The following is a 26,575-nucleotide window of genomic DNA, read 5'->3' as shown; positions in this document are numbered from 1 at the left end:
ACACTTGTGGGTTCCCTTCTCCGCTACGGCGGCCCCTCTCGTCAAACTTAAATGTCAGCAAGCTGAATTAGGGCGGACATTCATCTTTCCTCTTTGCTGCGCCCATGAACGACAGGAACTGGCCGATCGCGGTCAGCAGCATAATTGCCCGCTTAGGCTAAGAAGGTAGCAACGTCCCCTATTCGAAGTGCTTTCTCAAAGCAAAGCAAGAAGACATTGTCAGCCTAGCTACCAACTGCCTTTGAGGACCTCATATTTTCTGACTCCAACACCCATCCCTTTTTTTCACCACACACCACCTCTGTGTATGCATCAACTTTGCCGAATAAGGTCTTACCAACCAGGCAGGATGTACCGGCTTGAATCATGAAGGCCGGCTTGTCTCTTGCATCGTTTACAGCCGCGTAAACGAAGGTGTCACGGCTTGCGATAGCCTCCACCATTGGATCAGAGCAGCCAGCCAGAATGGCGAGGAATGTCATAAAAAGAGGTCGTTTGATCATTAAGCTTATTTCAGCTCCCGCAACGCTTCCGGGTGCTGCACCGCCACCCGCAGCAAGGTCTGCGCCGCGCCGGTGGGCATACGCCGGCCTTGCTCCCACTCCTGCAGCGTGGGCTTGCTGACGCCTGACCATACATCTTGCGACGCTATCTGCGCGCCAGATGTTGAGAAGGCTGCTTCTCTGCCAAAGCGGTCTGCCGCACCACCTGCACTGGGCGACTACTCTGGGCCACATACCTGCTCTTCGGTGAAACGGGACTTGCGCATGTTGTCTCCTTTGAGCCTTCATGCTAACTAATGACTGGGATACCGGCTAGGGGAAAGGTCAACAAGACAAAACGGCCTGCAGATTTCTCTGCAGGCCGTTGATGTTTGGTGGGCCCTGCGGGCTCGAACCCGCGGCCAAAGGATTATGGGCCCCATGAACATAGCTCTCAGGAACAAACCATCTTGTTGAATTAAATTACTTTTCAAAAATAAAGTAGCACAGAGCCCGCAATATGTGACCAGAAGTGGACCAGATGCTTGAAAATGAACCGGACGAAGACCAGAGGTTTCGCCTAAGCGCACTGAGCTAGCAGGTAAGCGATGTCACCCACGACCTCAAGCGAGACAACAGCACGGATGGAATTACGTCGCGTGCTCCTCATATAAGGCATTAGCAATAGTATCGGCCCAAATGAAAAAGTATTTCTCCTCGCTAGTTGCGTGCGACTGCACCACAGCCTCTTCGTTGCCCCAATCACCAAGTTTTTGCAGGTTTATATGCATTTTCTGGTGAATGTCACACCATATCTTGTACTGCATCTTGGATTCATACCCTCCAGTCTGATAGAGATGCAGCTCTTCATTTGCAGCATCAATGGAAGCATGCTTCATGAGTAAATACGCCCAGATAGAGCGGGAGTTGGCCACCCAGTGCACACTGGGCTGCAGCAATGTTGCAATCTCGGATCCCACACTGACCTTCAGATAGGGGATATTCTCCGCATAAATGCAATCCAGCATCTCCTTCTCACTCTGGATTTTGCTCAGTTTAACCGCCAGCTTAAAAACTGCCACATCGGATCTTGCTTCTAGGATTCTCGGGCCAAGTTTGTGGTCCCACGCACTGTAGTTGCCGTACAGATCATCAATACCCAGAGCCAGACCAACATAGTTTTCAACCATGTTCGCAGCAAGTAAGCTCCTAAGCTTGGAGCTTGTTTCCACACGACGGTTGTAATGATCGCAGACAGTCTCAAAATTGAGGTCGCGGATTAACTGCCGAATGTCTGTCGTGTTATTCATTGTTCTAATCCATCACTCACCACGCAAAGTGGCCGTCTTCGAGTCATATGAATCACCCCGGGTTCTCTAGACACTCCCGAGCCTCTGGAAATATTACTTCTCAAACTCTACCAGGGACAACCCGTCATTGAAACTGTGACGCCCTTTCGGTTTGTAAAACATTTCGATGTCAGCTGACCTGATCACAGCCTAGCAGCTTGCTGTCGATTGCCAGGTTGAACATGGCCACGACGTCCACCTGTATTGAGTCGCACATCACTTTAGAGTCCAATCAATCAGTAATAGCAGCTGAATGGCTAGTAAGCGGCACATTGCCGCCTAATTCAGGTCACAGGCTCAAGGTCTGGTTTGGCCAAGAAGCGAAACCCACCTTCCAAATCATTATTCAGGCTATAAACTTCCCAGCCCCTCAAAAAACCCCAACGCCCGCGCATCGCCGGCATAAGCGACATTGATCCGCAGCCAGTCATTGTCCTCGCCGCCGGGCATGAAGCCGCTGCCCGGCGACAGCAGGATTCCGCGCTTGGCGGCTTCCGCCTGCATGTCCTCGAAGCTGTGGCGGCCGGTGCGCACCCAGACGAACATGCCGCCCTGCGGCTCGGCGAACACTTGCCAGCCGTTGGCCTCCAGCGTTTGCAGCGTGGCGGCCATTTGCCGGTTCAGCCGCAGCCGCAGCCTTTGCGTCAGCTTGCGGTAAGCGCCGCTGGACAAGAGCTGGGCCACCACGCATTCCGCAAAGCGCTGGGTGCCGATGCCGGTGTACATCTTGATATTGGCCAGTTGGCGGACCAGCTCCGGCTGGGCCAGCACATAGCCGACGCGCAGCGAGCAGCTGAGGGTTTTGGAGAAGCTGGACACGTAGATCACCCGCCGCAGCGAATCCAGCGCCGCCAGGCGCACGCCGGGGTGGTTCTGGAAATCCGCGTAGATGTCGTCTTCCACAATCAGAAAGTCATGGGCCTCGGCCAGTTGCAGCAGGCGGTGCGCCACCGCCGGCGTCAGGCAGGTGCCGGTGGGGTTATGGAACAGGCTGTTGATGAACAGGCATTTGGGCCGCTGCCGGGCCAGGATGGCTTCCAGCGCCGCCAGGTCCGGCCCGTTGCCGGCGCGCGGCACCGCCAGCATTTCTATGCCGTGGAATTTCAGCAGGTTGAACAGATTGTAGTAGCCGGGGCTTTCCACCAGCACGGTGTCGCCGGGCTTGAGCAGTGCGCGCGCCAGCAGGTCCAGCGCGTGGCTGCCGCCGTTGGTGGTGAGGATTTGCTCCTGCTCCACATGGATGTCGATCTGGCGCAGCCGCTGTTGCAGTTGCCGGCGCAAGGCCGGCAGGCCCAGCGGGGTGCTGTAGTCGAACAGGTCCGCCGGCTGGCAGCGGGTGATGTGGCGGATGGCGTAGCCCAGTTCTTCCTGGTCGCGCCAGCTGTCCGGCACCCAGCCGCAGCCCAGCTTCAACTGCTCGCCGCTGTCGCTGAACTGGCCCCAGGCCGGTTCCATGGTTTCCCGCCATTCGCTTTCTTCGCGGCCCGGCGGCGCGGCCACGAAGAAGCCGGCGCCGTGGCGCGATTCCAGCAGGCCCAGCGCCACCAGCCGGTCGTAGGCGTCGATCACGCAGGACTGGCTGAGCTGCTGCTCCTTGGCCAGTTGGCGGATGGAGGGCAGCCGGGTGCCGGGGCGGACGCGGCTGCGCCGTATCCAGGCGCGCAGTTGATCGGCGATTTGCTGCGCCAGCGGCTGCCGGCTGGCGCGGTCGAGTTCTAGCCGCATGGCGGGCTCACTGTTTGCTGATAATGAGCAAACAGTTAAGCGCAAATGGCCGCCGCTGTCACTTGTTGCCGTCATGGAGCGGCCGGATAGTGGCGTGTCGCGCGGCCCGCCGCACCCTTTATCCTAGCCAGGCCTCACCTTATGACCGTCCCACTGTCCGTCCACACTGTTTGTCCCACCGTGTCTCTTTTATTCCCGGAGGCGGCATGAACACGCGCCACCCTGCCCGGCTGGCCTTCGGCCTGTGCCTGATCACTTGCGCGGTGAATCTGCAAGCGCCGCTGTACACCGCTTACGCGCAGTTGGCCGGCCAGGGCGCGGCGGCCACCGCCACCGCGTTTTCCGCCTATGTGCTGGGAGTGTTGCCGGTACTGCTGGCGCTGGGCGGCCTGCCGGACCGGCTGGGACGCAAGCCCTTGATCCTGGCGGCGCTGGCGCTGGCGATGCTGGCCACCGCCGTCATGGCCTTGTGGCCGCGGCTGGAGGCCTTGGCCGTGGCGCGCTTTCTGCTGGGCTGCGGCACCGCGCTGGCTTCCGCCGCCGGCGTCGCTTATATGGGGGAATTGATGGCGGAGCCGGATGGCCGCCGCGCCACTTTGTGGGTGACGGCCAGCACCTCGCTGGGCTTTGGCCTGGGCGCGGCGCTGACCAGCGTGTGCCTGCTGTGGCAGAACACGCTGACCCCGGCCAGCTTTTGGCTGCATCTGGTGCTGGCCGGCGCGGCGCTGCTGGCGGTGGCCGGCTTGCCGGACCCGGCCCCGCGCGGCCGCCATACGGCGATGCTGCGCCCGCCCTATTTCCCCGCCGGCAGCCTGCCCTTCGGCTGCGCCATCCTGCTGGCCTGGGCGGCGGTGGGGCTGGTGATCGCGCTGCTGCCCTCGGTACTGGCCGCGCACGGGCTGGCGCGCTGGTCCGGGTTTTCCACTTTCACCGTGATCAGCTGCGGCCTGTTGTTCCAGCCACTGGCCCGCGCGATGCCACCGGGACGCGCGGTGCGTCTGGGCTTGCTGGTGCTGCCGCCCAGCTACGCGCTGCTGGCCTGGGGCGCGACCCAGGGTTCGCTCGCGGCGGTGCTCTTGGGCGCGCTGGGCGCGAGCAGCTCCTGCTACGGCTTCACTTATCTGGGCGGTTTGTCCGCGGTGAACGCGCTGGCCGGCGCGGAAAAACCGCGCGCCAGCGCCGGTTTCTTCCTGCTGGCTTATATCGGCTTCAGCCTGCCGGTGATCTTCACCGGCCTGCTGCTGGACTGCCTGGGCGCGCCCGCCGCCCTGCTGCTGTTCGGCCTGGCGCTGGCCGCCGGCGCGGCCCTGGTTGCCCGGGCGGTTGGGCGGAATGCGGCGGCAAACGCCGCGCTCCCCGCCATGGCGGCGGCCGGCCGGCGCGATTAACTCGGCCGAGCCGCCATGCTCGGTTCGCGGCATAGGCGGCCAACAAGCTCCCGCTCTTTCATTACTCCGAAACCCAGCCGCATATTGGTGAATTGCGAGCGGGTCTACTCGATATGTGTACCCATCCCATGCATCCGAGAGACTTTGCCATGCCGCCTGCGGCCAAAGTCTCCGGCTCCCTCGCCCGGCCTTCCATGAGCAAGCACTCGCAGACGGTTTGATCTAGCCCAATCCGGCAACTATGTTTCATCAAGAGGCCGCGGCTCTGGCAGGGCGCGTCGCGGCACTATAGGCACAATATCTGTCCGGGGGAGCGCTCCATGCTGCACCAGTTGACCGTCAAGCAAAAACTGTTGGCCGGCTTTGGCCTGCTGATCATTCTGATCGCCATCATCGTGGCGGTGGCGATGATGAAGTTGAACACCATTGGGGACAAGATCCGCGATGTGACCGAGGACCGTTATCCCAAGATCGTGTTGGCCAACAAGATCAGCGTCACCACGCTGGACGTGGGCCGCTCCATCCGCAACGCCATCATCGTGCAGACGCCGGAGGAGACCGAGACCCATATCAAGAAGGTGGAGGAGTTCCGCGCCGCCAACGCCGTCAATATGGATCAGATGGAAAAGCTGTTGTCCACGCCCAAAGGGAAGGAGCTGTTCGACAAGCTCAAGACGGCCAGCGCCAATCTGGGCGGTCAGTTCGAGCCCTTGTACGCCTTGGCGCGCGCCAACAAGAACGAGGAAGCCAAAACCTTTCTGATGAAGACTTTTGCGCCGGCCAACAATGCGTTTTTAAAGGCGCTGAAAGAGATGTCTGACTTTCAGGAAGACTTGATGCAAAAGTCTATCGAGGGCAGCAAGGCCGCGCAGAGCGAGGCGGTGACGGTGTTGATCACCGTGGCGGTGATCGCCCTGATCGCCGCGGTGGCGATTGCGATGTTCATCGCCAATCTGGTGACGGTGCCGCTGAAGAAATCCGCGCAGCTGGTGCGCAATATCAAGCAGGGCGATTTGTCCGGCCACGATGAGCCGATTCCGGAGGCGCGCGACGAGGCCATCGCCATGGCCAAGGATATTCAGGAGATGCGCCAGGGCCTGCGCGATGTGGTGGCCAGCATCCAGAAAAACGCCAACGAGGTGTCGGACTCCGCCCATGAGCTGGCCAGCATGTCCGAACAGGTGGCCCACGGCGCTCAGCGCCAGTCCGAGGCCACCTCGGAGGCCGCCGCCACCATTGAGGAGCTGACGGTCAGCATCAACCACGTGGCGGACAACTCCAACGAGGCTTCCCGCCAAGCGGCGATGGCCGGCGATCTGGCCAGCCGCGGCGGCCATGCGGTGAAGGCGTCGGTGGGCAATATCGAATCGGTGTCGTCTTCGGTGGCGGCCACTTCGGACCAGATGAAGGGCCTGACTCAGGAAGTGCAGAAGATAGGCAATATCGTCACGGTGATCCGCGACGTGGCGGACCAGACCAACCTGCTGGCCTTGAACGCGGCGATTGAGGCGGCGCGCGCCGGCGAGATGGGCCGCGGCTTCGCCGTGGTGGCGGACGAGGTGCGCAAGCTGGCGGAACGCACCGCCAGTTCCGCTCAGGAAATCACTCAGATGATCGGTTCCATCCAGGGCAGCGCCAACCGGGTGGTGGGCAGCATGGAGCAGAGCCTGACCAGCGTGGGCACGGTGTCCGACGGCGCCGGCCAGGCCACCGACTCCATGCAGGAGATCGAGGGCAGCACCCACTCCATCGTGCAATCCATCGGCAACATCACCAGCGCGCTGAGCGAGCAGCGCACCGCCAGCCTGAACCTGGCGCAGAGCATGGAACGGGTGTCGCAGATGGCGGAGGAAAACAGCGCCACGGTGGAAGAACTGGCCACCACCTCCAGCCAGCTCAATGCGCTGGCGCAGAACCTGCAGGGCGTGACCGCGCGTTTCCGGCTCTAAAAACGGGTTCAAACCAGGCGGGTCCGGCAAGCACGGGCCCGCCCTTCTCCGCGCTCAGTCGTACTGAGTGCCCTTCTGGATCAATTCCACCTTGTAGCCGTCCGGGTCCTGCAAAAAGGCGATCACGGTGCGGCCGTGCTTCATCGGCCCCGCTTCGCGCGCCACGGTGTAGTCCAGCGCGCGCGCCTGCTCGCAGACGGCGGCGGCGTCGTCCACTTCTATCGCCACATGGCCATAGCCGTTGCCCAGCTGGTAATCGCCCTGATCCCAGTTATAGGTGAGCTCGATGGCGGCGGCCTCGGTTTCGTCTCGATAGCCGACAAAGGCCAGGGTGAAGCGGCCGTCCGGGAAGTCGTTGCGGCGCAGCAGGCGCATGCCCAGCGCCCGGGTGTAGAAGGCCAGCGCGGCGTCCAGATCGGCCACGCGCAACATGGTGTGCAGAATTCTCATGCGCTTTTTCCTGATGGTTGAGATGAAGAGCCTGTTCAATGTCTCGCGAGCCAGAACGAGACAAGGCGAAAGCGGCTGAGAAAGCGGAATGTGCCGGTGGTAGATGAGCATTCCAAAGCGGGTTTCAACGCCGTATCGCTGAAGCGCAGCAGACTTTGAACAGCTTCTTAGATCGCGGTCATCTTAGCCGCGCTCATAATCCATAAAAAGCGACTTATAATGTACGGATCAATCACAAAAAGCGAAACATGAAACTCTCGCAACTGAATTTCTTCTGCGCGGTGGTGGAGCAAGGCAGCATCGCCGCCGCCGCCGAGCAATTGCACCGGGTGCCGTCCAATCTCACCGCCCGCTTGCAGGAATTGGAGGCGGAACTGGGCGTCAAGCTGTTCAGCCGCGAAAACCGTCGCCTGCTGACCACGCCGGAAGGCCATCTGCTCTACCGCCACGCCCGCGGCCTGCTGCAACAGGCCGGGGAGGTGCGCGGCCTGTTCGACGGCGCGCCCGCGCGCGGCCTGCTGAGAGTGGGCGCGCTAGACAGCGCTCTGGCCACCCATCTGCCCGCCCGCATCGCCCGCTACCGCCGCCAGCACGCCGAGATGGAGCTGCATCTGCGCGCCGGCCATTCGCTGGAACTGGAGCGCCAGCTGCAGGACGGTGAGCTGGACCTAATTCTCAGCGACGGACCGGTGGAGCATCCGCTGCTGACCAGCCGGCTGGCTTTCCGGGAGAAGCTGACGCTGATCGCGCCGCCGGACACCACCGCGGCGACGGCGGAGGCCTTGGCCGGGCTGGAGCTGTACACCTTCGGTGCGGCCTGCCATTACCGCCGGCTGGTGGATCAATGGCTGCAAGCCTCCGGCGTGCGGCCGCGCGCGGTGCTGGAGATCGAATCCTATCCGGCCATCTTTGCCTGCGTCGCCGCCGGCGCGGGCTTTTCTTGCGTGCCGGAAAGCCTGTGCCGGCCGCAAGACGGCTACCGCGGCTTCGCGCTGCCGGATTTGGCGATCAGCGACATCCACTTCATCTGGCGCAAGCAGCAGGACTCCGCATTGGTTGACGGTTTCGTACAGTCCGTCGCCGCGGACTGAAGGCCGGCGCCGCGCTGCGCGAACTCACTCAAGGCAGAAGGTTTCCTGCAAATGCCGCCAGCGCGGCGCGCCGGCCGCGTCGCGCTCAAACACCACGGTGGCCAGCCGCAGGCTGCTCGGCCGGCCGCCCAGGTATTGCGCTTCGCGATAAGCCACCGTCGCGCCGCCGGCGTGTTCATCCAGCAAGGCCAGTTGATCCACGGCGATCTCCAAACCCGGCTTGCCGCCGCCGGTCCGGGCGAACAGCTGCCGCAGCCCGTCCAGATCCAGCTGCGCGCCGCTGGGCGCCACCATGGTGAAGCGCGGCGAGAAGCGCGCCATCAGGGCCTCCAGCGCGGCGGCGTCCGCCGGGCCGGCGAACCATTGCCGGATGGCGATATGCGCGGAGATCACTTCGTCGAAATAGGGATTGGGCTTGGTCATCGGACTTTCTCTCTGTTAGTGGCTGGGCCGCAGCAGGGCCAGCACCGTCGGGGTGTGGATGCGCAGCACGAAAACCGCCGGCGCCAGGGTCAGGCCGGCGGCGATGAAGAAACAGGCTTGGTAGACCTGGGCGGTGGCCGCCGGCGCGCCGCTGTAATGAGTCAGCGCGTTCAGCAACAGGCTGATCACGGCCACGCCCAGGCCGAAACTGAACTGGCGGTTGATGTTCCACAGCGCGCTGGCCTGCCGCAGCTCGGCCTCGGCGATATCCAGGAAGGCCGCGCTCTGCACCGCGCTGCTGCACAGGCTGCCGCCGAAGCCCATCAGGGCGTAAGCGGCGATCAGCGGCCCCGGCGCGCTGGCGCCCAGGGCCAGCGCAACGATGCCGGCGCTCTGGAACAGCATGCCCAGCAGCAGCAGGGGCTTGGGGCCGCCATGGTTGAAGCGGCCGCGGGTCAGGCTGATCGCCAGCGCGGAGGCCAGCGCCCAGGGCAGCATCAGGCCGCCGGCGGCGGCGGCGCTCAGCTTGAGCACCTCTTGCAGATAGAGCATGGCCGCCAGGCTGACGCCCATGAACACGCCGGGGACGAACAGATACACCAACATGGCGGTGCGTAGCAGGCGCCCGCGCAACAGCGTCAGCTTCAGCGCCGGCTCGGCCTTGCCGGCGGCCGCCCGCGCGTAGCCGGCCAGCGCGGCGGCGGCCAATAACAACGCGGCGAGCCCCCACGCCAGATGGCCGCTTTCGCCCAGCCAGGTCAAGCCCAGCAGCAACGAGGCCATGCCGACGGCCAGCAAAGCCAGGCCGGACAGGTCCAGCGCGCCGCGCCGCGCCGGGGTCCGGTCTTCCGGCAGCCAGCGCGCCGCCAGCCACAACGTCAGCAGGGCCAGCGGCACGCTGGCCAGCAAGACCCAACGCCAGGACAAGGCGTCCACGATCAGCCCGCCCAGCGCCGGCGACAGCGCCGGCACGATCAGCGCCACGCCCATGATCAGGGCGGTGAGCCGGGCGCGGAGCGCCGGCGGATAATGCCGGTAAACCATGGCCTGGCCCACCGGGATCAGCAGGCCGCCGCCCAGGCCCTGCAGCGCGCGCCAGCCTATCAAGGCTTCGATGGACGGGGCCGCACCCGCCAGCGCGGCCCCGGCGAGAAACAGCGCCAGCGATCCCAGCAGCACCCGCCGCTCGCCGTAAGCGCCGGCCAGCCACGCGCTGAGCGGGATCACCAAGGTCAGGCCCAGCATATAGGCGTTGCCCACCCAGGCCAGCTGCGCCAGCGACGCGCCCAGGCCGTGGCCGATGTCCGGATAGGCGACGCTGGCGATGAACATATTGATCAGGTCCAGCGCAAAGCCGAGCAGGTACACCAGGGTCAGTTTCGAACGAAGCGACATCGGCGCTCTCCACGGTAAAGCGGCCGAGTATAGACAGGGGGAGGCGCTGGAAATAGCGGCCGCCGCCGGCTAAACTGTCAAAATATTTTTGACAATAACAGGCGGTGCCGTGGTCAGTCTGGATCGTTTTGAAACCTTCAAGGCCGTGGCGGACGCCGGCTCCTTCACCGCCGCCGCCGCCGCGCTGGGGCAGACCCGCGCGGTGGTCAGCTTCAACATCAAGCGCCTGGAGCAGGAAATCGGCGTCGCGCTGTTGATCCGCAATACCCGCAGTCTGGCGCTGACGGACGCCGGCGCGCGTTTTTACCAGCGCTGCGCCGACATGCTGGAGCAGGCGCGGCTGGCGATAGACGACGCCCGCGCCGAACACGGCGAGCTCAGCGGCGCGCTGCGCGTCACCGCCACGCTGGAATACGGCCTGGCCAGGATAGCGCCGGCGATCGAGCGCTTCGCCCTGCGCCACCCGGCGCTGCAACTGCAGTTGTCCACCTCCTCGCTGCACGCCGATCTGATCGCCGAACGCTTCGACGTCGCCATCCGCCTGGGCCGCCTGCCGGAAACCGATCTGCACGCGGTGCCGCTGGCCCAGTTCGATATTTTCCCGGTGGCGGCGCCGGCCCTGCTGGCGCAGCGGCCGGACGGAGACGTCCGCGACCTGGCCGCGCTGAGCCGGCTGCCCTGGCTGGGACACAGCCGGCTCAAGCACGCCCAGCCCTGGCTGGTGGACACGCCGGACGGCGGCCAAGAAGCCTGGCGCCAGCATGGCCAGCCGCGGCTGAGTTCGGACAGCGCGTCCATTCTGCGCGCCTACGCGCTGGCCGGCCTAGGCGTGGCCCTGCTGCCGGACTGGCTGGTTAAGGCCGATCTGCAAGCCGGCCGGCTTTGCCGGCTGCTGCCCGATCACGGCTTCCCGCAGCAAGGCATCCACGCGCTCTACCCGCGCACCCGCCATGTGCCGGCCAAGGTGCGGGCCTTCATCGATTTTTTGCGCGAGCGCGAGGCGGCGGGCTAGCGGGCCGCCCGCGATTGTCCCGGTCATTGCCAGCGGCGCGGACGCCGCGTCCACGCAGGCCTGCGCTGAACGGTGGGCAAAGCCGCGGCCTTGATGCAAAATGTGCGCCTCACCCCCAAGAATCCACTCGAATGTCCTACCTCCGCGCCGCCTCGCTCCTGCCCGCCCTCTTGCTCTTGTCCGAATGCTGTCTGGCCGACGTGGGCAGCATGGGCGAAAACATGCTCAATATGGCGCTGTTCGCCATCGCATTCTGGCTGGCGCTGACTTGCTTGGTGTTCTGGAAGCTGCGCCGGCACACGGCCGGAGCCCAGTTCGGCTTCACCCTATTGTTTCTGCTGCTGCCCCTTTTGTGGGTGGTGAGCATGGGGCGCTGATCCGCCTGCTACGGGCAAAGAAAGGACGGCGCCGCAAAGCGCCGTCCTAGCCTATCGTTTCACTCCCGGCCACAAGCCGTTCAGAACCCCACCGCCAGCAACAGCCCCGCCGCCAGCGTGCCCAGCGCCGCCACCCCATAGGTGCAGGCCTTGGCCAGCGGCCCGCCGCGGATGCCGACATCGTGCAGGCTGTGGTAGATGCGGTGCGCCGCGTGCCACAGCAGCAGGGCGATCAGGCCGAACAGGAGCGCCTTGCCGATCAGGCTTTGCGCCAGCGCCTGCAGCGTGGCGTAATCGGCGGCGCCGTCCGGCAGCCAGCCCAACGGCGCGGCGATGCCGGTGATGAACACCAGCATCGGCCCGAACAGGGCGGCCAGCATGCCGCCGGCGCCGAACAAGCCCCAGAAAATGGGCGCGTGAGAGCGTTTCAGTCCCGGTTTCATGCCGTCATCCCCCATACCAGCATCAAGAGCGCCGCGCTGCACACCGCGGCGGCGGCCAGGCCGCCGGCGGTGATGGCCAAGGCGGACACTCGCCGCCCGGCCAGCGTCAGCGGCGGCAATGTGCGCGGCATGATCTTGAACCAGGTGTAACTGTGGTAGGCGATCATCGCCAGCGCCGCCGCGTGCAGCAGCAAGGCCGGCGCGCTTTGCAGCGCGGAGATGTAGCCGTTCCAGGCCGCCTCCCCCTGGCTCAGCCGCCACAGCCCGCACAGCAGGGTCAGCGCGTAGCCGGCGACGAACAGCGCCGTGCCTTCATGCACCATGTACTCGATGAAGTAAGGATTCTTGCGCCACCAGCCCTCCATTGGCCGGACATACGGTTTGCGCTTGCTCATTTGCACGTCCCCTTGGGCCGGGCGAAGCGCAGGAAGTAATCCCTGGCCACCGCCGTCTTGTTGAGGTTGACCGCATTGGCCGGGTCCACCATCTTGGGGCAGACCTCGGAGCAATAGCCCACCGCGGTGCAGTTGAACACGCCTTCCTGCGCGGCCAGCAGCTCCATCCGCTCTTCGGCCGCGCTGTCGCGCGTGTCCATGTTGTAGCGGTGCAGCAGCGCGATGGCGCCGGGCCCCAGAAACTTGTCGTCCAGCCCGTACTGCGGGCAGGCGGCATAGCACAGCAGGCAGTTGATGCAGCTGCTGAACTGGGCGTACCAGTCCATCTGCGCCGGGGTTTGCAGGTACTCGCCGTCTGACAGCGGCTTGTCTTCCTTGGGCACGATATAGGGCTGGATGCTTTCCAGCTTGGCGATGAAGTCGTCCAGCACCACCACCAGATCGCGTTCTATCGGGAAGTGGTTCAGCGCCTCGATGCGCACCACGCCGGGGTAGTCGCGCAGAAAGGTCTTGCAGGCCAGCTTGGGCACGCCGTCCACCATCATGCCGCAGCTGCCGCAAATCGCCTGGCGACAGGACCAGCGGAAAGCCAGGCCGCCGTCCAGGTAGTCGCGGATGTATTGCAGCGCCTGCAACACCGACATGTCGTCGCGGTAAGGCACTTCAAAGTGTTGCAGCCACGGCTCGCTGTCCTGCTCCGGCCGGTAGCGCATCACCGCTATGGTCTTGGTCTGTTCCGTCATAGTCTGTTCGCTCATGCCTTGCCCTCCTTGGCCGCGGCTTCCGCCGCCAGGCCGGCGGCGCCATAGGCGCGCACCGCCGGCTGCGATTTGGTGATCTTCACAGCGCCGTAGTCGATGCGCGGCGCGTCCGCGCCCCGGTAGACGGCGAGGCTGTGCTTGAGGAAGTTGGCGTCGTCGCGCTGCTCGCAGCCGTCCAGCCGCTGGTGGGCGCCGCGCGATTCGCGGCGTTGCAGCGCGGAATGTGCCATCGCCTCGGCCACGTCCAGCTGGTAGCCCAGCTCGATGGCCAGCAGCCAGTCGCTGTTCCAGACGCTGGATTTGTCTTCCACGTGCACATTGCGGAAGCGCTGCTTCAGTTCCGCCAGCTTGTCGCAGGTGGCTTGCATCGAGGCTTCCAAGCGGTAGATGCCACAGCCGGCTTCCATGGTTTCCGCCATTTCGCGGCGCAGTTCGGCGATGCGTTCGCCGCCTTCGCGCGCGCGCAGCGCGTGCAGGCGCGCCTCGGCGGCCTCGGCCTGCTGTTGCAGCGCCTCGCGCCGCGCCGGACGGCGCGATCGCGCGCAGCGGGCGGCTTCTTCGCCGGCCACTTTGCCGAACACCGACAGTTCCGCCAGCGAGTTGGAGCCCAGGCGGTTGGCGCCGTGGATGCCGACGCTGGAGCATTCGCCGGCGGCGAACAGGCCGGGCATGGGCGCGGCGCAGCGGCCGTCGACCAGGATGCCGCCCATGGTGTAGTGCACCGCCGGCCGCACCGGAATCGGCGCCTTGGCCGGGTCTATGCCCAGGAATTCCTCGGCCAGCTCGCAGATTTGCGGCAGCCGTTCGCGCAGCTTGGCGTGCCCCAGGTGGCGCAGGTCCAGATACACCGCGGAGCCCCACGGGCCTTCCACGGTGCGGCCCTGCTGCTGCTCGTACCAGAAGGCCTGGCTCAGGCGGTCGCGCGGGCCCAGTTCCATGAATTTATTGCGCGGCTTGTCCTCGGCCGGCCCCAGGCCGTAGTCCTGCAGATAGCGGTAGCCGTCCTTGTTGACCAGCAGGCCGCCTTCGCCGCGGCAGGCCTCGGTGAACAACAGGCCGGTGCCGGGCATGCAGGTGGGGTGGTATTGCACGAATTCCATATCGCGCAGCGGCACACCGTGGCGGTAGGCCAGCGCCATGCCGTCGCCGGTGACGATGCCGCCGTTGGTGTTTTCGCGGAACACCCGGCCGGCGCCGCCGGTGGCCATCACCACCGCGCCGGCCTCGATCAGCAGGCTGTCGCCGCTGGCGATATCTATCGCCAGCACGCCGCGCGCCTCGCCATCTTCCACGATCAGGTCGGCGCAGAAGTATTCGTCGAAACGACGGATGGACGGGAAGCGGATCGAGGTCTGGAACAGGGTGTGCAGCATGTGGAAGCCGGTCTTGTCGGCGGCGAACCAGGTGCGTTCAATCTTCATGCCGCCAAAGGCGCGCACATTGACGCTGCCGTCCTCCTTGCGGCTCCACGGGCAGCCCCAGTGTTCCAGCTGCACCATTTCCTCCGGGCACTGGCTAACGAAATATTCCACCACGTCCTGCTCGCACAGCCAGTCGCCGCCGGACACGGTGTCGTTGAAATGGGCGTCGAAGCTGTCGTGCGCCTGCTTGACCCCGGCGGAGCCGCCCTCGGCCGCCACGGTGTGGCTGCGCATCGGGTAGACCTTGGACACCAGCGCGATGCGCAAGGCCGGGTCCGCCTGGGCGGCGGCGATGGCGGCGCGCAAGCCCGCGCCCCCCGCTCCCACGATCACGATGTCTGCTTGGTAAGTTTCCACAAGCTTTCCTCACTTAGAAGTACAAATGCGTCAATCCGTACGCCGCCAGCGTGGACACCCCCACCCCTATCAGCCCCGGCATCATGAAGCTGTGGTTGAGCAGGTATTTGCCGATGCGGGTGGTGCCGCTGCGGTCCATATTGATGGCCGCCAGGTCGCTGGGATAAAAGGCGAAGAAGAAATAGGCGTAGCAGGAGGGCATGATGGCCAGCAGCTGATGCGGGCTCAGGCCCAGCGCCAGGCCGAAGGGCACCATGATGGTGAGCGTGGCGGCCTGGCTCTTGACGAAGGCGGACACGGCGAACATCGCCAGCGCGAAGGTCCACGGCGCGTAGGCCACCATGGCCTTGATATTGGCCACCAGCAGCGGCTCGTTGGCCTTGACGAAGGTGTCGCTCATCCAGGCGATGCCGAAGATGGACACCACGGCGATCATGCCGGCGGTGAACACCTCGGAACGGGCGATCACCGCGGCCTTGGCATTGGAACGGAACAGGATGAAGGTGCCGAAGGCCAGCATCACGAACTGCACCACCGTGGTCATCGGCACCGGCTTGCCCTGGCTGACCGGCAGCCATTGCGGAAACAAGGCCAGCAGCACGATGACCAAGATGCCGGAGAAGAACAGCGCCACCGATTGCCGCGCCGCCGCCGGCAGGGTCTTGTCCAGGGTGGTGACGGATTTTTCCACCGAGGCGCGGAAGTCCGGGTCTTGCATCCGGGCCAGGAATTCCGGATCGCGGTCCAGTTCCACGCCGCGGCGCAGGCTCCAGCAGGCGGCGGCCAGCACGCCCAGCAGGCCGGACGGCGCGGTCACCATCAGGATTTGCCACAGGGTCAGCGGCTGGCCGCTGTGGGCGGTCATCGCCAGCAGCGAGGTCACCGCCGCCGCCGCCGGGCTGGCGGTGATGCCCATTTGCGAGGCCACGCTGGCCATGGCCATCGGCCGTTCCGGGCGGATGCGGGTTTTCAGCGAGACGTCGGCGATCACCGGCAGCAGCGAATACACCGCGTGACCAGTACCCACGCACATGGTGAGCAGGAAGGTGGACAGCGGCGCCAGGAAGGTGATTTGCTGCGGATGGCGGCGCATCAGCCGCTCCGCCTGCTGCACCAGGAAGTCCAGGCCGCCGGCCACTTGCAGCGTGGCCGAGGCGGTGACCACCGCCAGAATGATCAGCATCACGGTGATGGGCGGCTCCGCCGGCGCCACGCGGAACACGAAGCACAGCACCGCCACGCCCAGCCCGCCTATCATGCCCAGGGCCACGCCGCCGCGGCGTATGCCCATCAGTATCGCCGTCAGCAGCAGCGCGAATTGTATCCAGAAAACCCACATGATCTTGTCCCTATTAGCCATTGTTTTTCGCTGTTATAGGGGATTAACAGCATCGGCTAATAGACCTTGATCAAGTCCGGATCACAACGATTTCAAAACAGACCATTGGCATTGAAAACCGGCTTTTTTCAAGCCCTCCAGCCTGCTCCACTGACCTTAATAACGGCTAACCATGATATTCCGTATGGCTATAACTGGGCAGCATGCGGCTTGCGCATGCCCAATTGCCGCCAACACCAGGGCAGAGGCCCGCGGCCTTCCCGCCCAGTTGAAGACCCCGTTTGGAGATCTCGTGATGAAACGCCATGAATTGTCCCTGCTCGCCGGCCTGCTGCTGACAGGCTACGCCGCCGCGCAGCCGGTGCCGCTGCCCAATCCCGGCATCCCCGGCTACCAGTTCCCGGAACCGGAATCCACGCTGATGCAGTGGATCAATCAGCCCAGCGCCGCCCATGCCCGCAATATCCACCGCCACGGCTGGGGCATGTGGGCCGCGCTGACCATGCCCAGCGGCCAGACCGAATACGGGCTCGCCAACGCGCCGGTCTATCTGACCTGGCTGACGCCGAACGAGGTGGCCGCCCTGCCCGCGGACGCGGCCGCCAACACGACGTCGGCCTTGGCGGCGGCTCCGCGCCAGATGCGGCTGCGCGTGCCGCGCCAGTTCATGCGCATTCCCGGCTTCATGGAAAAGCTGCAGGCGCGGCTGGCGGCGCTGAGCCAAAGCCAGGACCAATCCGCCCGCGGCGTGCGCGACACCTCCTCGTTTGAAATGGTGGGCTACGATCCGAGCGCCGCCGCCTTCGCCAGCAAGAACCAGCTGTTTTCCAAGGCGGCGCTGAACAAGCTCTACCAGGCCGGCAACGCGTCGATTCCGGCCTTCCCAAGCACCGCCGTCACCATCAAGCCGGTATACAAGCTGGTCAACAAGGCCAATATGATTCCGGGCACCTCCTTGTATGTGATGCCGGCCTGGCCCGGCACGCCCAAGCCGACGCCGGCGATGCAAAGCGGCGGCTTTCCGGAGGAGGCCTGGCCCGGCTGCGTCTACATCGACGCCAAGAACCCGGGCCGCTCCGCGGCTCAGAGCGCGGATGCTTCCTGTAGCAGCCCCAGCGCCGCCAATACCTTCGGCCTGGGCGACTTCATCCGCATCCCGATCACCGCCGCCAACGCCGCCCTGTTTTCCAGCCTGGCGCAAAACCAGTTGAAACAGCCGGTGGAGCCCGGCGACACCCTGATCCTGATGGCGATGCACGTCACCTCGCGCGAGATGACGGAATGGACCTGGCAAACCTTCTTCTGGACGCCGGCCCCGGCCAAGCCGCCGCTGCCCAGCTCCGTCGCCGTGGCCCAGGCGCGTCCGGCGCAACTGCCCTGGCCGGCGGCGCATTACGCGATGTCCATCGGCTACCAGATGGTGGCGCCCAACCAGCCGGTGAACGGCGGCAAGAGCGTCGGCTCGCCGGTCACGGTGTACAACCCCTACTTGGAGGCCAGCTTCGGCAGCAGCGTCTTCCAGCCCCCGCCGCCGGTGAACGTGGGCATTTACAACCCCAAGACCAAGACCACCTTCAGGGGCACCCTGGGCATACAGAGCAATTGCATGACCTGCCACTCCGGCGCCTCGGTGAAGATGGACAGCACGGTCAAGCCGATAGGCTACGCCACCAATTTCTACATCCCGCGCAATGCGCCCATGTTCAAGGGCAACCTGCAAACCGACTTCCTGTGGTCCATCGCGGACGGCGCGGATTAAGCGGCATGGCCTGAAGACGAACGCCCATCCTCCGGACGGGGGATGGGCGCAGGATACGGCGCGCGGTTTCGAGCAGGTTTTTAGAAGCTGTTCAAAGTCTCGCGAGCTAAGACGAGGCAAGGCGAAAACAGCTGAGAAAGCGGAATGTACACGTAGTACATGAGCGCTTCGAAGCCGTTTTCAACGCCGCATCGACGACGCGCAGCAGACATTGAATAGGTTCTTAAGGCGTTTTCTGCGCCTGCACCGCCGAAAAATGGCTAACCACCTCGCTCAGCTGGGCGGTGCTGCTGCGGATCTGGTCGATGGAGGTGCTGGCCACGCCGGCGTGCTCCTCGCCCATTCGCGCCTTGACCTGCATCTCATGGATGCTCTCGCTGGCGGACGAGGTGCCGTTGCGGATGTCGTCTATCATGCCGGCCACTTCCTTGGTGGAGGCGTTGGTGCGCTCGGCCAGCTTGCGCACCTCGTCCGCCACCACCGCGAAGCCGCGGCCCTGTTCGCCGGCCCGCGCCGCCTCGATCGCCGCGTTCAGCGCCAAGAGATTGGTCTGATCGGCGATCTCGTGAATGGTGTTGACGATGGAGGTGATGCGCATGGTTTTGGAGTCCAGGTCCTCGATGATCTTGACCGAACGCTCGGCGCTGTCCGCGATCAGGCTCATCTCGCCTATGGTGTCCTTGATCACCGCCAGGCCGTCCGACGAGGCCGCGTCGGACGCGGCGGACAAGCGGTGCGCCTCCTTCACCAGATGCAGGTCGTGCTGCGCCGCTTCTTCTTCCTCGGTGATGTCCAGCGCGAACTTGATCACTTTGTAGACCTCGCCCTCGTCGTTGACGATGGGGTTGTAGCTGGCCTCCAGCCAGATGGGCCGGCCCTGCTTGTCGCGGCGCTCGAACTTGCCGGCGATGAAGGTGCCCTGGTTCAGCCGCTGCCACAACTCGGCGTAGGCCGGGCTGTGCACATAATCGGGAGAACAGAAGATCCGGTGATGCTGGCCGATGATTTCCTGCTCGGTGTAGCCCACCGTGCTCAAGAAGTTGCCGTTGGCGCGCAGCACAATGCCGTCGATGGAGAATTCGATCACCGCCATGGAGCGGCTGACCGCCTTCATGGTGTTGCGGGCCTCCAGCTCGGTTTGCACCGACTTGGTCACGTCCAGCGCGAACTTGACCACCGCCGTCACCTGGCCGGCTTCGTCGCGCACCGGATTGTAACTGGCCTCCAGCCACACGATCTCGCCGTCCTTGGTCACTCGCTTGAAGCGGTCGCTGACGAAATGCCCCTGCTTCAGCCGGCTCCAGAAGGTGGCGTACTCGGCGCTGCTCACGTAGTCGGCCGGACAAAACAGCCGGTGATGCTGGCCTATCACCTCGCTGGCGCGGTAGCCCATCACTTCTTCGAAATTGGCGTTGGCGGAACGCACCACGCCGTCCGGCGAAAACTCGATCACCGCCATCGAGCGGTCTATCGCCTGCAACACGCCCTGCTGTTTATGCAGCTCCGCCACCGTATCCCGCAATTTGCGTTTCAACGCCATATTGAACATGCAGCAACCTTTCCGCTCGAGTCATCGTCCTTGCCGTCAGCGCTCCTCTTCCACTCTTTATTTACAAAGCCGGCCATGCCAATGTCAAACCGTAAAAACACCTACCGCCCCCCGGTGGCCAAAATACCGGGCCGCGCAAAAACAAGCCGCCTTGCGGCGGCGTGACCAGGGCGCTCGCGCGCCGCTCAAGCTTCAGCGTCCGGATCGGTGACCAGCCGCGAGAACATCTTGAAATTGCCCGGCTCGCCGCGCACCTGGCGATAGCCGCGCAGCAAACCCTCGTATTGAAAACCGCTGCCGCGCAGCAATTGCTCGGCGCGCCGGTTGCCGTCGCGCGCCACCGCCTGTACCCGGTACAAGCCGCAACCGACAAAGGCCCAGGCTGTGACCGCCTTGCAGGCGGCCAAGCCCAGCCCGCGCCCCCAATAGGCCGGCGCCAGGTCGAAATCGATCTCCGCCTTGCGATCCTCCGGCCAGACGGCGTCGAAACCAACCGAACCGGCCAGACTCCCCGATTCGTCGTCCACAATGGCCAGCCGCAACGGCGCGCCCGGCTCGTCGGAGCGATAGGCCTGCACCAGCGGCGCCAGATCCGCCGCCGATTGCAGCTCCCAGCGCAGATGCTGCGCCACCTCGGGCAGGCGCAGATAGTCGTACCAGTCCGGAATATCCAGCATTTCCATGGGACGCAGGCTGAAACCCTGCAGATCGATAGACGGCGGGGTTATCACATTCATCACGAGCACCAGAATGAGGCGGCCGGCCCCCGCGCTTGCAAGCGAGTGGACCCGGCCGCGCTTTATTGTGTACAGCGGGAGACCGCACTCCATTCTAGAAGATAGCTCGCCAATAGAAAGCCTATCTAGGCCCGCTCAAGGTCTCGCGAACAAGAGCGGGACAAGGCGCAAACGGCTGAAGAAGCGGATCAGGCGGTCAAGGCCGGGCTGCCGGCCGGCGCGGCGGGCGCAGGCTGGGGGGCCTGGGCCTGCGCGTTGGCGGCCTGGATTTGCGGGCTATCGCCGGGGCTGAAGCTTTGCGTCACTTTGCCGGTCATCAGAATGCCCAGCACCACGATCACCGAATTGTCTATCGGCAAGGACGGCGAGCCTTTCTGGATCGAGGTGTAGGCCCAGACCAGCAGCACGCCCAGCGCCCACAGCAGGAAAGCCAGCCGCGTGGCGGAAAAGCTGCCGAAACCATCCTGCAAGAATTCAGAAACCTTCATCTTCCATCCTTTCCCGTTGAACCGGCGGGCAGGCCGCCTGCTATTTAGCGATATAGCGCCGCGGCCAAGGGCCGGCAAAACCGGAAAACACTTAGAACCCGTTCTAAAGCCTACTGCGCGTCAGCGATACGGCGTTGAAAACCCCTTCGAAACGCTCATATACCCTTGTACATTCCGCGTTCTCAGCTGTCTTCGCCTTGCCTCGCTCTCCTGGCGTGAAAGCTAGTCTTTAGGCCGGCGCCTTCTCCGCCGGGCTTGGCCATAATACGGAAGGACAAGCGCTCCGCCGCCGCAGAAGCATTCCGTCGCCTGTTTCAAGACGGCCGCCGCGGCGGCCATCCGCCTTCATGCCCGCTCCATATCAACAAGCCGCCGCGCCCACGGGCCGAGCGGCGGTCCGGCTCGCTCTTTGATTGACCCTAACTTGGAAGGAGTCTCGCCATGAGCCTAGACCAAGCCGTATTGGACAGCCCGGTTGTCGAAGACATCGACGCTCAGATCGAAAAAGTGCTGGCCATGATGTCCGCCCGGGACCTGCAGCAGCTGCAAGCCAAGCTGCGACAGCTGTATCAATTGGAGTATTCCGAAACCGACGCGCATCCCTTCAATATCAAGACCATCATCAAGGGACGCGACATCCGCTTTGCGCGCGGGGTGTCGCCGGCTTCCCGCGCCTTCATGATTCTGCACAGCCTGGGGCATTATTTTTTCATCTGCGCGGCCAGGCGCAAGAACATCGAGCGTTATGACTATATTTACGACCTGCGCGGGGTGCAGACGGCGCTGCACTATTACGAAACCGCCGGCCAGGGCAGCGGCCTGGATCAGCCGCCGCCGATGACGGAGCAGAAACGCAAGGACCGGGTGTCCTTCGAGGTGGGCGCCAACCGCTTTGCCGCCGATCTGCTGGCCGACATCGGCTTCGGCCAGGCGGCGGCGCTGATTCAGCGCTATCAGGTGGGCGACATCAACTACATCCTCGACGTGTCGCGCGGCGGCAAGGCCGCCATCGTGCCCAGCGATCACGACTATCTGCGCCGCTACATCTGCGCCGGCTTGTCCATAGACCCCGACGACGCTTACGATGACGGCGTCTACGATCCGGACGCCTACCGCCGGGACGGCATAGATTGGCAACATATCGAGGATATCCGGCTTGAGATCCATTTCTTCTGATTCTTCCGGCCGCGCATGGGCGGCATAAGCCGCCGCCAGCTGGCCGCCCTGTTCTGCTGCATGTTCATCATCGGATCGGCCGAAGTAGCGGCCGGCCCGATGATGGCCATGATGGGCCGCCATTTCGGCGTGCCCTCCAGCGCCATCGCCTATCTGCCCGCCGCTTACGGCCTGTGCTACGGCGTGTTCGCGCTGCTGGCCGGCCCGCTGTCCGACCGCTTTGGCCGCAGGCCGCCCTTGCAACTGGGCCTGCTCGGCTTCGCCCTGTGCTGCGCGCTGCTGCCCTCCGCCCCCGGCCTGAACGCGGCCGTCGCGCTGTCCGCGCTGAGCGGGCTGTGCGCGGCGGTGATCCAGCCCAATGCGCTGGCGCTGGTGGCGGACCTGGCCCCGCGCGCCCAGCTGGGCCAAAGACTGGGCCAGGTCTTCATCGGGCTGATGCTGGCCTTCGTGCTGACGCCGGCGCTGGCCGGACGGCTGGCGGACACCGCCGGCTGGCAGGCCAGTTATTACGCGCTGGCGGCGGCCGGCCTGTTGGCCTGGGCCGCGGTGCGGCGCTGGTTCCGCGCCGACGGCGGCCGCCTGACGGCGGGCGGCGGCTTCCTGGCCACCCTGGCCGGCGCCTGGCGCACGCCCGGCGCGCGGCGCCGGCTATGCGTCAGCTATCTGTGGCTGGGTTGGGTCGCCGGCTTCGGCGCGGTGGTGGCCGAGGTGGCCGCGCGCAAGCTGGCGCTCAGTTCCACCGGCGGCGGCCTGCTGGCCGGCGGCTTGGGCCTGGTGGTCATCGCGGGCAATCTCTGCGGTCCGCCGTTGCAACGGCGGCTGGGCGAGGCCGCCCTGCCGGCCGCGGCGCTGGCGGCGGCGCTGGGCATCCTGGCCTTCCTGCTGCCCCTGAGCGCGCTGTGGCAACTGGCGCTGGCCGGCTGTCTGTGGGCCTTCGGCTACGGCTGCGCCGGGCCCTTGCACCACGCCCGCTTGAGCACCCTGTCCGAACGCTATCGCGGCACCCTCAATTCCTATCACGCCAGCTTGTTGAACCTGGGCATTTTTTCCGCCGCCCTATTGCTGGGCCTGAGCAGCGAGCCAAGGCCGGTGGCCTGGTTCTGCGCCGCGGCCGGGCTGTTGACCCTGGCCGGCGCGCTCTTGCTGCTGCCCTTCGGGCCGGGCTTGCGGCCGGTGGACGCCAAACAGGCCTAAGAAGCTGTTCGAAGGCTATCGTTGGCATTAAGAAATACAATTCCGGCATCCGCTTGCAAATCCGCGAGCCGGACGCATCATGACAAATACAAAACAAAATGCCATGCAACTAAGGAAACGTCATGATTGTCATTCGGGAGATCGACCATATCGTGCTGCGGGTCAGCGACCTGGCCAAGATGGAGCGCTTTTACCGCGAGGTGCTGGGCTGCACGGTGGAGCGCCGGCGCGAGGACTTGGGGCTGTTGCAGTTGCGCGCCGGGCATTCGCTGCTGGACCTGGTGCCGGTGGACGGGCCGCTGGGCCGGGCCGGCGGCCGCGCGCCGGCCGCGGAAGGCCGCAATCTGGATCACTTCTGTTTCCGCGTCGAGCCTTTCGACGAGGAGGCGATACGCGCCCACCTCGCAAGCCACGGCCTTAGCGCCGGGGAAACCGCCCAGCGCTACGGCGCCGAGGGCGACGGCCCCTCCTTGTACTTGCAGGACCCGGAGGGCAATGTCGTGGAGCTGAAAGGCCCGCCCTCACCTTAGAAGCTGTTTACGATCTGCTGCGCTGCGGCGATACCATATGCCTGCCGCGCTTCCTGACGGCGCGGCGAGCGCCGCTTCGGCCCCCTGAGCCGCCTCCGCGGCCGCAAGGCCTGGGCTCCAAGACCCCAAACCGCTGTTGAATCCGGCGTCGCCGCGCCCGCCGTGAGCGGCGTCTTTCGGCGCTAAGCACCGGTTCACAGGCTGCTCCGGCAAACTGGGTCTGGCGGTTTTAAATATTACTGGTTTTGATTTTTTTATTTAGACATAAATACTCTAGTCTAAACCGCTTCGATAATAGGGGGTTTAATCCGCCCGCCCTAATCGCGTTAATTCAAACAACCGTTTGGAGTAAATGCCGAAATTCAAACTGGCATTGAATTGGTATTAAATATCGTCAATGACGCTTATTCGCCGCGCCGGCGGCCGCGCGCGGCGGATATAAAAAACCCCTGAAGCGGACAGCGCCTTCAGGGCTTGTGTCGCGTGAGTCCGCGTTCAAGGCTGTCTGCGAGCCTGAATGCCCGCCGCCACCTTTTGCAGCTTGTCCGCATAGCCCGGATCGGTGGCGTAGCCGCCCTGCGCCAGCGCCTGAGCGAAGGCCTGGGCGTTGCCGCCCACGCCCAGCGCGCCGCGATAACGCGGATTGCCGGCCAGCAGCTGCGCGTAATCGGCGAAGGCGTCTTGCAGGCCGGAGTAGGCGCGGAAGCTTTCCGTCCGCTTCACGTCGCGGCCGTCCACATGCTCGGTGGTCAAGGCGCGGCTGACTTCGCCCTGCCAGCCCTTGCCGGCCTTGATGCCGAACAGATTGTGGTTGCTGCCGCCGTCGGCGCGGGTCAGCGGACGCTGGCCCCAGCCGGACTCCAGCGCCGCGTGAGCGGCCACCAATTCCGGCGCCACGCCCAGTTTGGCGGCGGCCTGTTGCGCGTAGGGCGCGATGCTGTCGAGAAAGGCCTGCTGGTCCGCGCCGTAGGGCATGCTGCCGCCCAGGGTGGCGTCCTGGACGCGCTGACGCGCCCAAGCGCCTTCCGGCGACAGGCTGGGCCAGCTCTCCGAGCCGTTTTCGATGAAGTCGCGCACTTCGCTGCGCAGCTGACCGCTCCATTGGTCGGCGAAACGCTCGCCGTCCCCGCCGCCCTGGCCGATCAACGGCAAGGCGATGGCGTCGGCGCCGAAGTCCGGCCCGGCGCCGATGTCATTGCGCACAGTAAACATCGCTGTCTCCATTCAGCACGCGGTTCATCAGGTCTTGCTGCTGTTGCAGCAGCTGGCCGTTGCGCAGGTTCAGGGTCTGGCACAAACGGATCTGCTCCACCAGCGCGTTCCAGCGCTGGCGGCAGGCTTGTTCCGCGGCGGCGGGCAAAAGCTTGAGCACCGCGTCCATCGAGGCGGCGCGGCCGCGGCCCAGCAATTGGCCGGCCAGTTGCAGGCGCTGGTCGCGGCTGGCCTGCAAGGCATCGCATTGGGCGACGATGTCGGCCCCCAGCTGCCGCAGCTCGTCAGCCTGATGCGCCAGCGCGGCGGCGAACTGCTGTTCCAGCAGTTGCTCCAAGCGGCCGTAGCCTTGCAGATCCTGCTGCACGGTGGCCAGCAGTTGTTTGAAGGCTTGCTCGCGATTCATTCAGCGGCTCCGGTGGTATTGCTCCACCAGATCGGCCAGGCGGGCGGCGTCGAAGCGCACTTCGCCGCGCGCCAAGGCGGCGCGCACTTCTTCCACCCGCTTCATGTCGATGTCCGGCAGCGCGCGCAGTTCCGCCACCGCCGGCGCCATGTCCTGGCTCGCGGCGGGCGCGGCGACGGCGGCGGGCGCGCGGGCCGGCGTTTCCGCGGCGGCGCTCTGGCCGCCGACCGCCAGTTCGCGGCGTTGCGACGAGGTCGAATTGATTTGCATAGTTTGGAATCCGTCTGGTTAGGCTGTGCGAGCGGCGCGGCCGCTCGGAGCGGGCCCTGCGGCCCGCCCTTACCCTTTCAAGGCGACAGTCTGAAAAAAAACTTAAAAATTTACCGGTAACATTTTCAGAACGACAATGCGCCGGTTTTCCAGACGGATATAGCGGCCGAACACCAGCTCCTTCAGGATGCGCGCCACCATCTCGCGGGAGGAGCCGATCTGGTCGGCGATTTCCTGCTGGGTCAGCTGCTTTTTCAGCACCATTTCCTCGCCGTCCTGCTCTTCCAGCATTTGATTGATCAGGATGCGCACGCGGCCGTACACGTCCATCAGCGCCAGGTTCTTGGCCTTGGTGGACATGCGGCGCACCACTTGCACCAGATGGCACATGATGCGGGTGCGGGCCTCCGGGCTGTGCGGCAGGCCGTCTTCGGTATCGAACAACTGCATCAGGCTGTCGCGGCTGAACACCAGCAGGTGGCTGTCCTCGTCCGCCGCGCAATTGGAGCTGCGCTCGCCGCTGTCGATGAAGCCGACCATGCCGATCAGCTCCCCGGAAGCGCAGATTTGCAGAATGTATTTCTTGCTGAGTCCATCCGAAACAAAGACTTGCATGCAACCGCTGGCCAGCAGATAGACCTCGTTGGCGCTATCGCCCTCGTTGTACAGCACCTCGCCCTTGTTCAGGCGGCGGCTTTCGGCCAGTTCCAGCGCTTTGTCCAGTTTGTCGTTGTCCAGATGTCCGAACAGATGTGTGCCTCTTAACAAGGCTTTGATATTGTGGTTTTCATTCATGACCACGTCGTCCCCGATAGTCTTGCGATTGAATCGACTTTCCCGCAGATGTTTGCCGCCTTTTGGCGTCTTTTTTTGTCAACATCATCCGAGTCTTTCGCT

27 protein-coding genes are annotated in these 26,575 nt (G+C 64.5%); 9 read left to right on the top strand and 18 right to left on the bottom strand.

The features are described 5' to 3' along the window. Positions 1-224: 224 nt before the first annotated feature. The 3 genes from ACODRW_RS08525 to ACODRW_RS08515 form a co-directional block, all read right to left on the bottom strand. Positions 225-503, bottom strand: coding sequence for a hypothetical protein (locus ACODRW_RS08525; protein WP_488905537.1), 279 nt, complete (start codon positions 501-503; stop codon positions 225-227). Positions 504-1,132: 629 nt separating this feature from the next. Beyond that, positions 1,133-1,792 (bottom strand): hypothetical protein, encoded by a 660-nt coding sequence (locus ACODRW_RS08520; RefSeq protein ID WP_488905536.1) that lies wholly within the window; start codon positions 1,790-1,792, stop codon positions 1,133-1,135. 390 nt (positions 1,793-2,182) lie between these two features. Beyond that, entirely contained in the window at positions 2,183-3,556 is a 1,374-nt protein-coding gene (locus tag ACODRW_RS08515) for an aminotransferase-like domain-containing protein (protein WP_488905535.1), read from the bottom strand. Positions 3,557-3,762: 206 nt separating this feature from the next. On the opposite strand from ACODRW_RS08515, the gene ACODRW_RS08510 reads away from it, so the two are divergent. Both ACODRW_RS08510 and ACODRW_RS08505 read left to right on the top strand, forming a co-directional pair. Further along, on the top strand, positions 3,763-4,944 hold the full coding sequence (locus ACODRW_RS08510; protein WP_488905534.1) for an MFS transporter: 1,182 nt from the start codon (positions 3,763-3,765) through the stop codon (positions 4,942-4,944). A 320-nt stretch (positions 4,945-5,264) separates the two neighbouring features. Beyond that, a complete protein-coding gene (locus tag ACODRW_RS08505; RefSeq protein ID WP_488905533.1) occupies positions 5,265-6,893 on the top strand; it encodes a methyl-accepting chemotaxis protein in 1,629 nt (542 codons plus the stop codon). 54 nt (positions 6,894-6,947) lie between these two features. Here the strand turns inward: ACODRW_RS08505 and gloA are convergent, their stop codons facing one another. Continuing rightward, positions 6,948-7,343, bottom strand: a complete 396-nt coding sequence (gloA, locus tag ACODRW_RS08500) for a lactoylglutathione lyase (protein ID WP_488905532.1) — start codon at positions 7,341-7,343, stop codon at positions 6,948-6,950. Between the two features lie 248 nt (positions 7,344-7,591). Here gloA and ACODRW_RS08495 point away from each other — a divergent pair, with 248 nt between their 5' ends. Further along, entirely contained in the window at positions 7,592-8,434 is an 843-nt protein-coding gene (locus tag ACODRW_RS08495; RefSeq protein WP_488905531.1) for a LysR family transcriptional regulator, read from the top strand. Positions 8,435-8,458: 24 nt separating this feature from the next. On the opposite strand, the gene ACODRW_RS08490 is transcribed toward ACODRW_RS08495, so the two are convergent. Continuing rightward, a complete protein-coding gene (locus tag ACODRW_RS08490) occupies positions 8,459-8,857 on the bottom strand; it encodes a hypothetical protein (RefSeq protein ID WP_235087558.1) in 399 nt (132 codons plus the stop codon). Between the two features lie 15 nt (positions 8,858-8,872). Further along, positions 8,873-10,252, bottom strand: coding sequence for an MFS transporter (locus ACODRW_RS08485; protein WP_488905530.1), 1,380 nt, complete (start codon positions 10,250-10,252; stop codon positions 8,873-8,875). A gap of 109 nt (positions 10,253-10,361) precedes the next feature. Here ACODRW_RS08485 and ACODRW_RS08480 point away from each other — a divergent pair, with 109 nt between their 5' ends. Together ACODRW_RS08480 and ACODRW_RS08475 are read left to right on the top strand one after the other, a co-directional pair. Next, positions 10,362-11,264, top strand: a complete 903-nt coding sequence (locus ACODRW_RS08480; RefSeq protein WP_488905529.1) for a LysR family transcriptional regulator — start codon at positions 10,362-10,364, stop codon at positions 11,262-11,264. 131 nt (positions 11,265-11,395) lie between these two features. After that, positions 11,396-11,641, top strand: coding sequence for a hypothetical protein (locus tag ACODRW_RS08475; protein WP_081545763.1), 246 nt, complete (start codon positions 11,396-11,398; stop codon positions 11,639-11,641). Positions 11,642-11,721: 80 nt separating this feature from the next. Here the strand turns inward: ACODRW_RS08475 and frdD are convergent, their stop codons facing one another. The 5 genes from frdD to ACODRW_RS08450 are packed head-to-tail and all read right to left on the bottom strand — an operon-like array spanning position 11,722 to position 16,357. Then, a complete protein-coding gene (frdD, locus tag ACODRW_RS08470) occupies positions 11,722-12,084 on the bottom strand; it encodes a fumarate reductase subunit FrdD (RefSeq protein ID WP_488905528.1) in 363 nt (120 codons plus the stop codon). After that, positions 12,081-12,479, bottom strand: coding sequence for a fumarate reductase subunit C (locus ACODRW_RS08465; RefSeq protein ID WP_488905527.1), 399 nt, complete (start codon positions 12,477-12,479; stop codon positions 12,081-12,083). Before ACODRW_RS08465 ends, frdD begins: the two co-directional genes overlap by 4 nt. Next, positions 12,476-13,237, bottom strand: coding sequence for a succinate dehydrogenase/fumarate reductase iron-sulfur subunit (locus ACODRW_RS08460; RefSeq protein ID WP_488905526.1), 762 nt, complete (start codon positions 13,235-13,237; stop codon positions 12,476-12,478). Before ACODRW_RS08460 ends, ACODRW_RS08465 begins: the two co-directional genes overlap by 4 nt. Then, a complete protein-coding gene (gene frdA, locus ACODRW_RS08455) occupies positions 13,234-15,018 on the bottom strand; it encodes a fumarate reductase (quinol) flavoprotein subunit (protein WP_488905525.1) in 1,785 nt (594 codons plus the stop codon). The genes ACODRW_RS08460 and frdA overlap by 4 nt, the downstream gene beginning before the upstream one ends. 13 nt (positions 15,019-15,031) lie before the next feature. Next, entirely contained in the window at positions 15,032-16,357 is a 1,326-nt protein-coding gene (locus ACODRW_RS08450; protein ID WP_488905524.1) for an anaerobic C4-dicarboxylate transporter, read from the bottom strand. 295 nt (positions 16,358-16,652) lie between these two features. On the opposite strand from ACODRW_RS08450, the gene ACODRW_RS08445 reads away from it, so the two are divergent. Further along, positions 16,653-18,116: a hypothetical protein gene (locus tag ACODRW_RS08445; RefSeq protein ID WP_488905523.1), complete on the top strand. Its 1,464-nt coding sequence runs from the start codon at positions 16,653-16,655 to the stop codon at positions 18,114-18,116. Between the two features lie 223 nt (positions 18,117-18,339). On the opposite strand, the gene ACODRW_RS08440 is transcribed toward ACODRW_RS08445, so the two are convergent. The 3 genes from ACODRW_RS08440 to ACODRW_RS08430 form a co-directional block, all read right to left on the bottom strand. Continuing rightward, positions 18,340-19,665 (bottom strand): methyl-accepting chemotaxis protein, encoded by a 1,326-nt coding sequence (locus ACODRW_RS08440; protein WP_488905522.1) that lies wholly within the window; start codon positions 19,663-19,665, stop codon positions 18,340-18,342. A gap of 185 nt (positions 19,666-19,850) precedes the next feature. After that, a complete protein-coding gene (locus ACODRW_RS08435) occupies positions 19,851-20,402 on the bottom strand; it encodes a GNAT family N-acetyltransferase (protein ID WP_486635558.1) in 552 nt (183 codons plus the stop codon). Between the two features lie 188 nt (positions 20,403-20,590). Beyond that, positions 20,591-20,890, bottom strand: a complete 300-nt coding sequence (locus ACODRW_RS08430) for a hypothetical protein (protein ID WP_107799880.1) — start codon at positions 20,888-20,890, stop codon at positions 20,591-20,593. A gap of 441 nt (positions 20,891-21,331) precedes the next feature. Here ACODRW_RS08430 and ACODRW_RS08425 point away from each other — a divergent pair, with 441 nt between their 5' ends. The 3 genes from ACODRW_RS08425 to ACODRW_RS08415 all read left to right on the top strand — a co-directional run bounded on the left by ACODRW_RS08425 (position 21,332) and on the right by ACODRW_RS08415 (position 23,790). Continuing rightward, on the top strand, positions 21,332-22,066 hold the full coding sequence (locus ACODRW_RS08425; RefSeq protein WP_107799881.1) for a hypothetical protein: 735 nt from the start codon (positions 21,332-21,334) through the stop codon (positions 22,064-22,066). Between the two features lie 15 nt (positions 22,067-22,081). Continuing rightward, positions 22,082-23,260, top strand: coding sequence for an MFS transporter (locus tag ACODRW_RS08420; protein ID WP_488905521.1), 1,179 nt, complete (start codon positions 22,082-22,084; stop codon positions 23,258-23,260). Positions 23,261-23,382: 122 nt separating this feature from the next. Next, positions 23,383-23,790, top strand: coding sequence for a VOC family protein (locus ACODRW_RS08415; RefSeq protein WP_488905520.1), 408 nt, complete (start codon positions 23,383-23,385; stop codon positions 23,788-23,790). Between the two features lie 495 nt (positions 23,791-24,285). Here ACODRW_RS08415 and ACODRW_RS08410 read toward each other — a convergent pair whose 3' ends face one another. The 4 genes from ACODRW_RS08410 to ACODRW_RS08395 form a co-directional block, all read right to left on the bottom strand. Further along, positions 24,286-25,002 (bottom strand): glucosaminidase domain-containing protein, encoded by a 717-nt coding sequence (locus ACODRW_RS08410; RefSeq protein WP_486635559.1) that lies wholly within the window; start codon positions 25,000-25,002, stop codon positions 24,286-24,288. Further along, a complete protein-coding gene (gene flgN, locus ACODRW_RS08405) occupies positions 24,983-25,408 on the bottom strand; it encodes a flagellar export chaperone FlgN (RefSeq protein WP_107799884.1) in 426 nt (141 codons plus the stop codon). Before flgN ends, ACODRW_RS08410 begins: the two co-directional genes overlap by 20 nt. Then, the gene (gene flgM / locus ACODRW_RS08400) at positions 25,409-25,678 is read right to left on the bottom strand and encodes a flagellar biosynthesis anti-sigma factor FlgM (RefSeq protein ID WP_048415766.1); all 270 of its coding nucleotides are present in this window, start codon (positions 25,676-25,678) and stop codon (positions 25,409-25,411) included. Positions 25,679-25,780: 102 nt separating this feature from the next. Further along, a complete protein-coding gene (locus ACODRW_RS08395) occupies positions 25,781-26,473 on the bottom strand; it encodes a Crp/Fnr family transcriptional regulator (RefSeq protein WP_107799885.1) in 693 nt (230 codons plus the stop codon). Positions 26,474-26,575: the final 102 nt, after the last annotated feature.

This window comes from Chromobacterium sp. FG89 (assembly GCF_057808735.1).
Note: the sequence above shows the minus strand (reverse complement) of the source record. Positions and strands in the feature narration are given on the sequence as shown.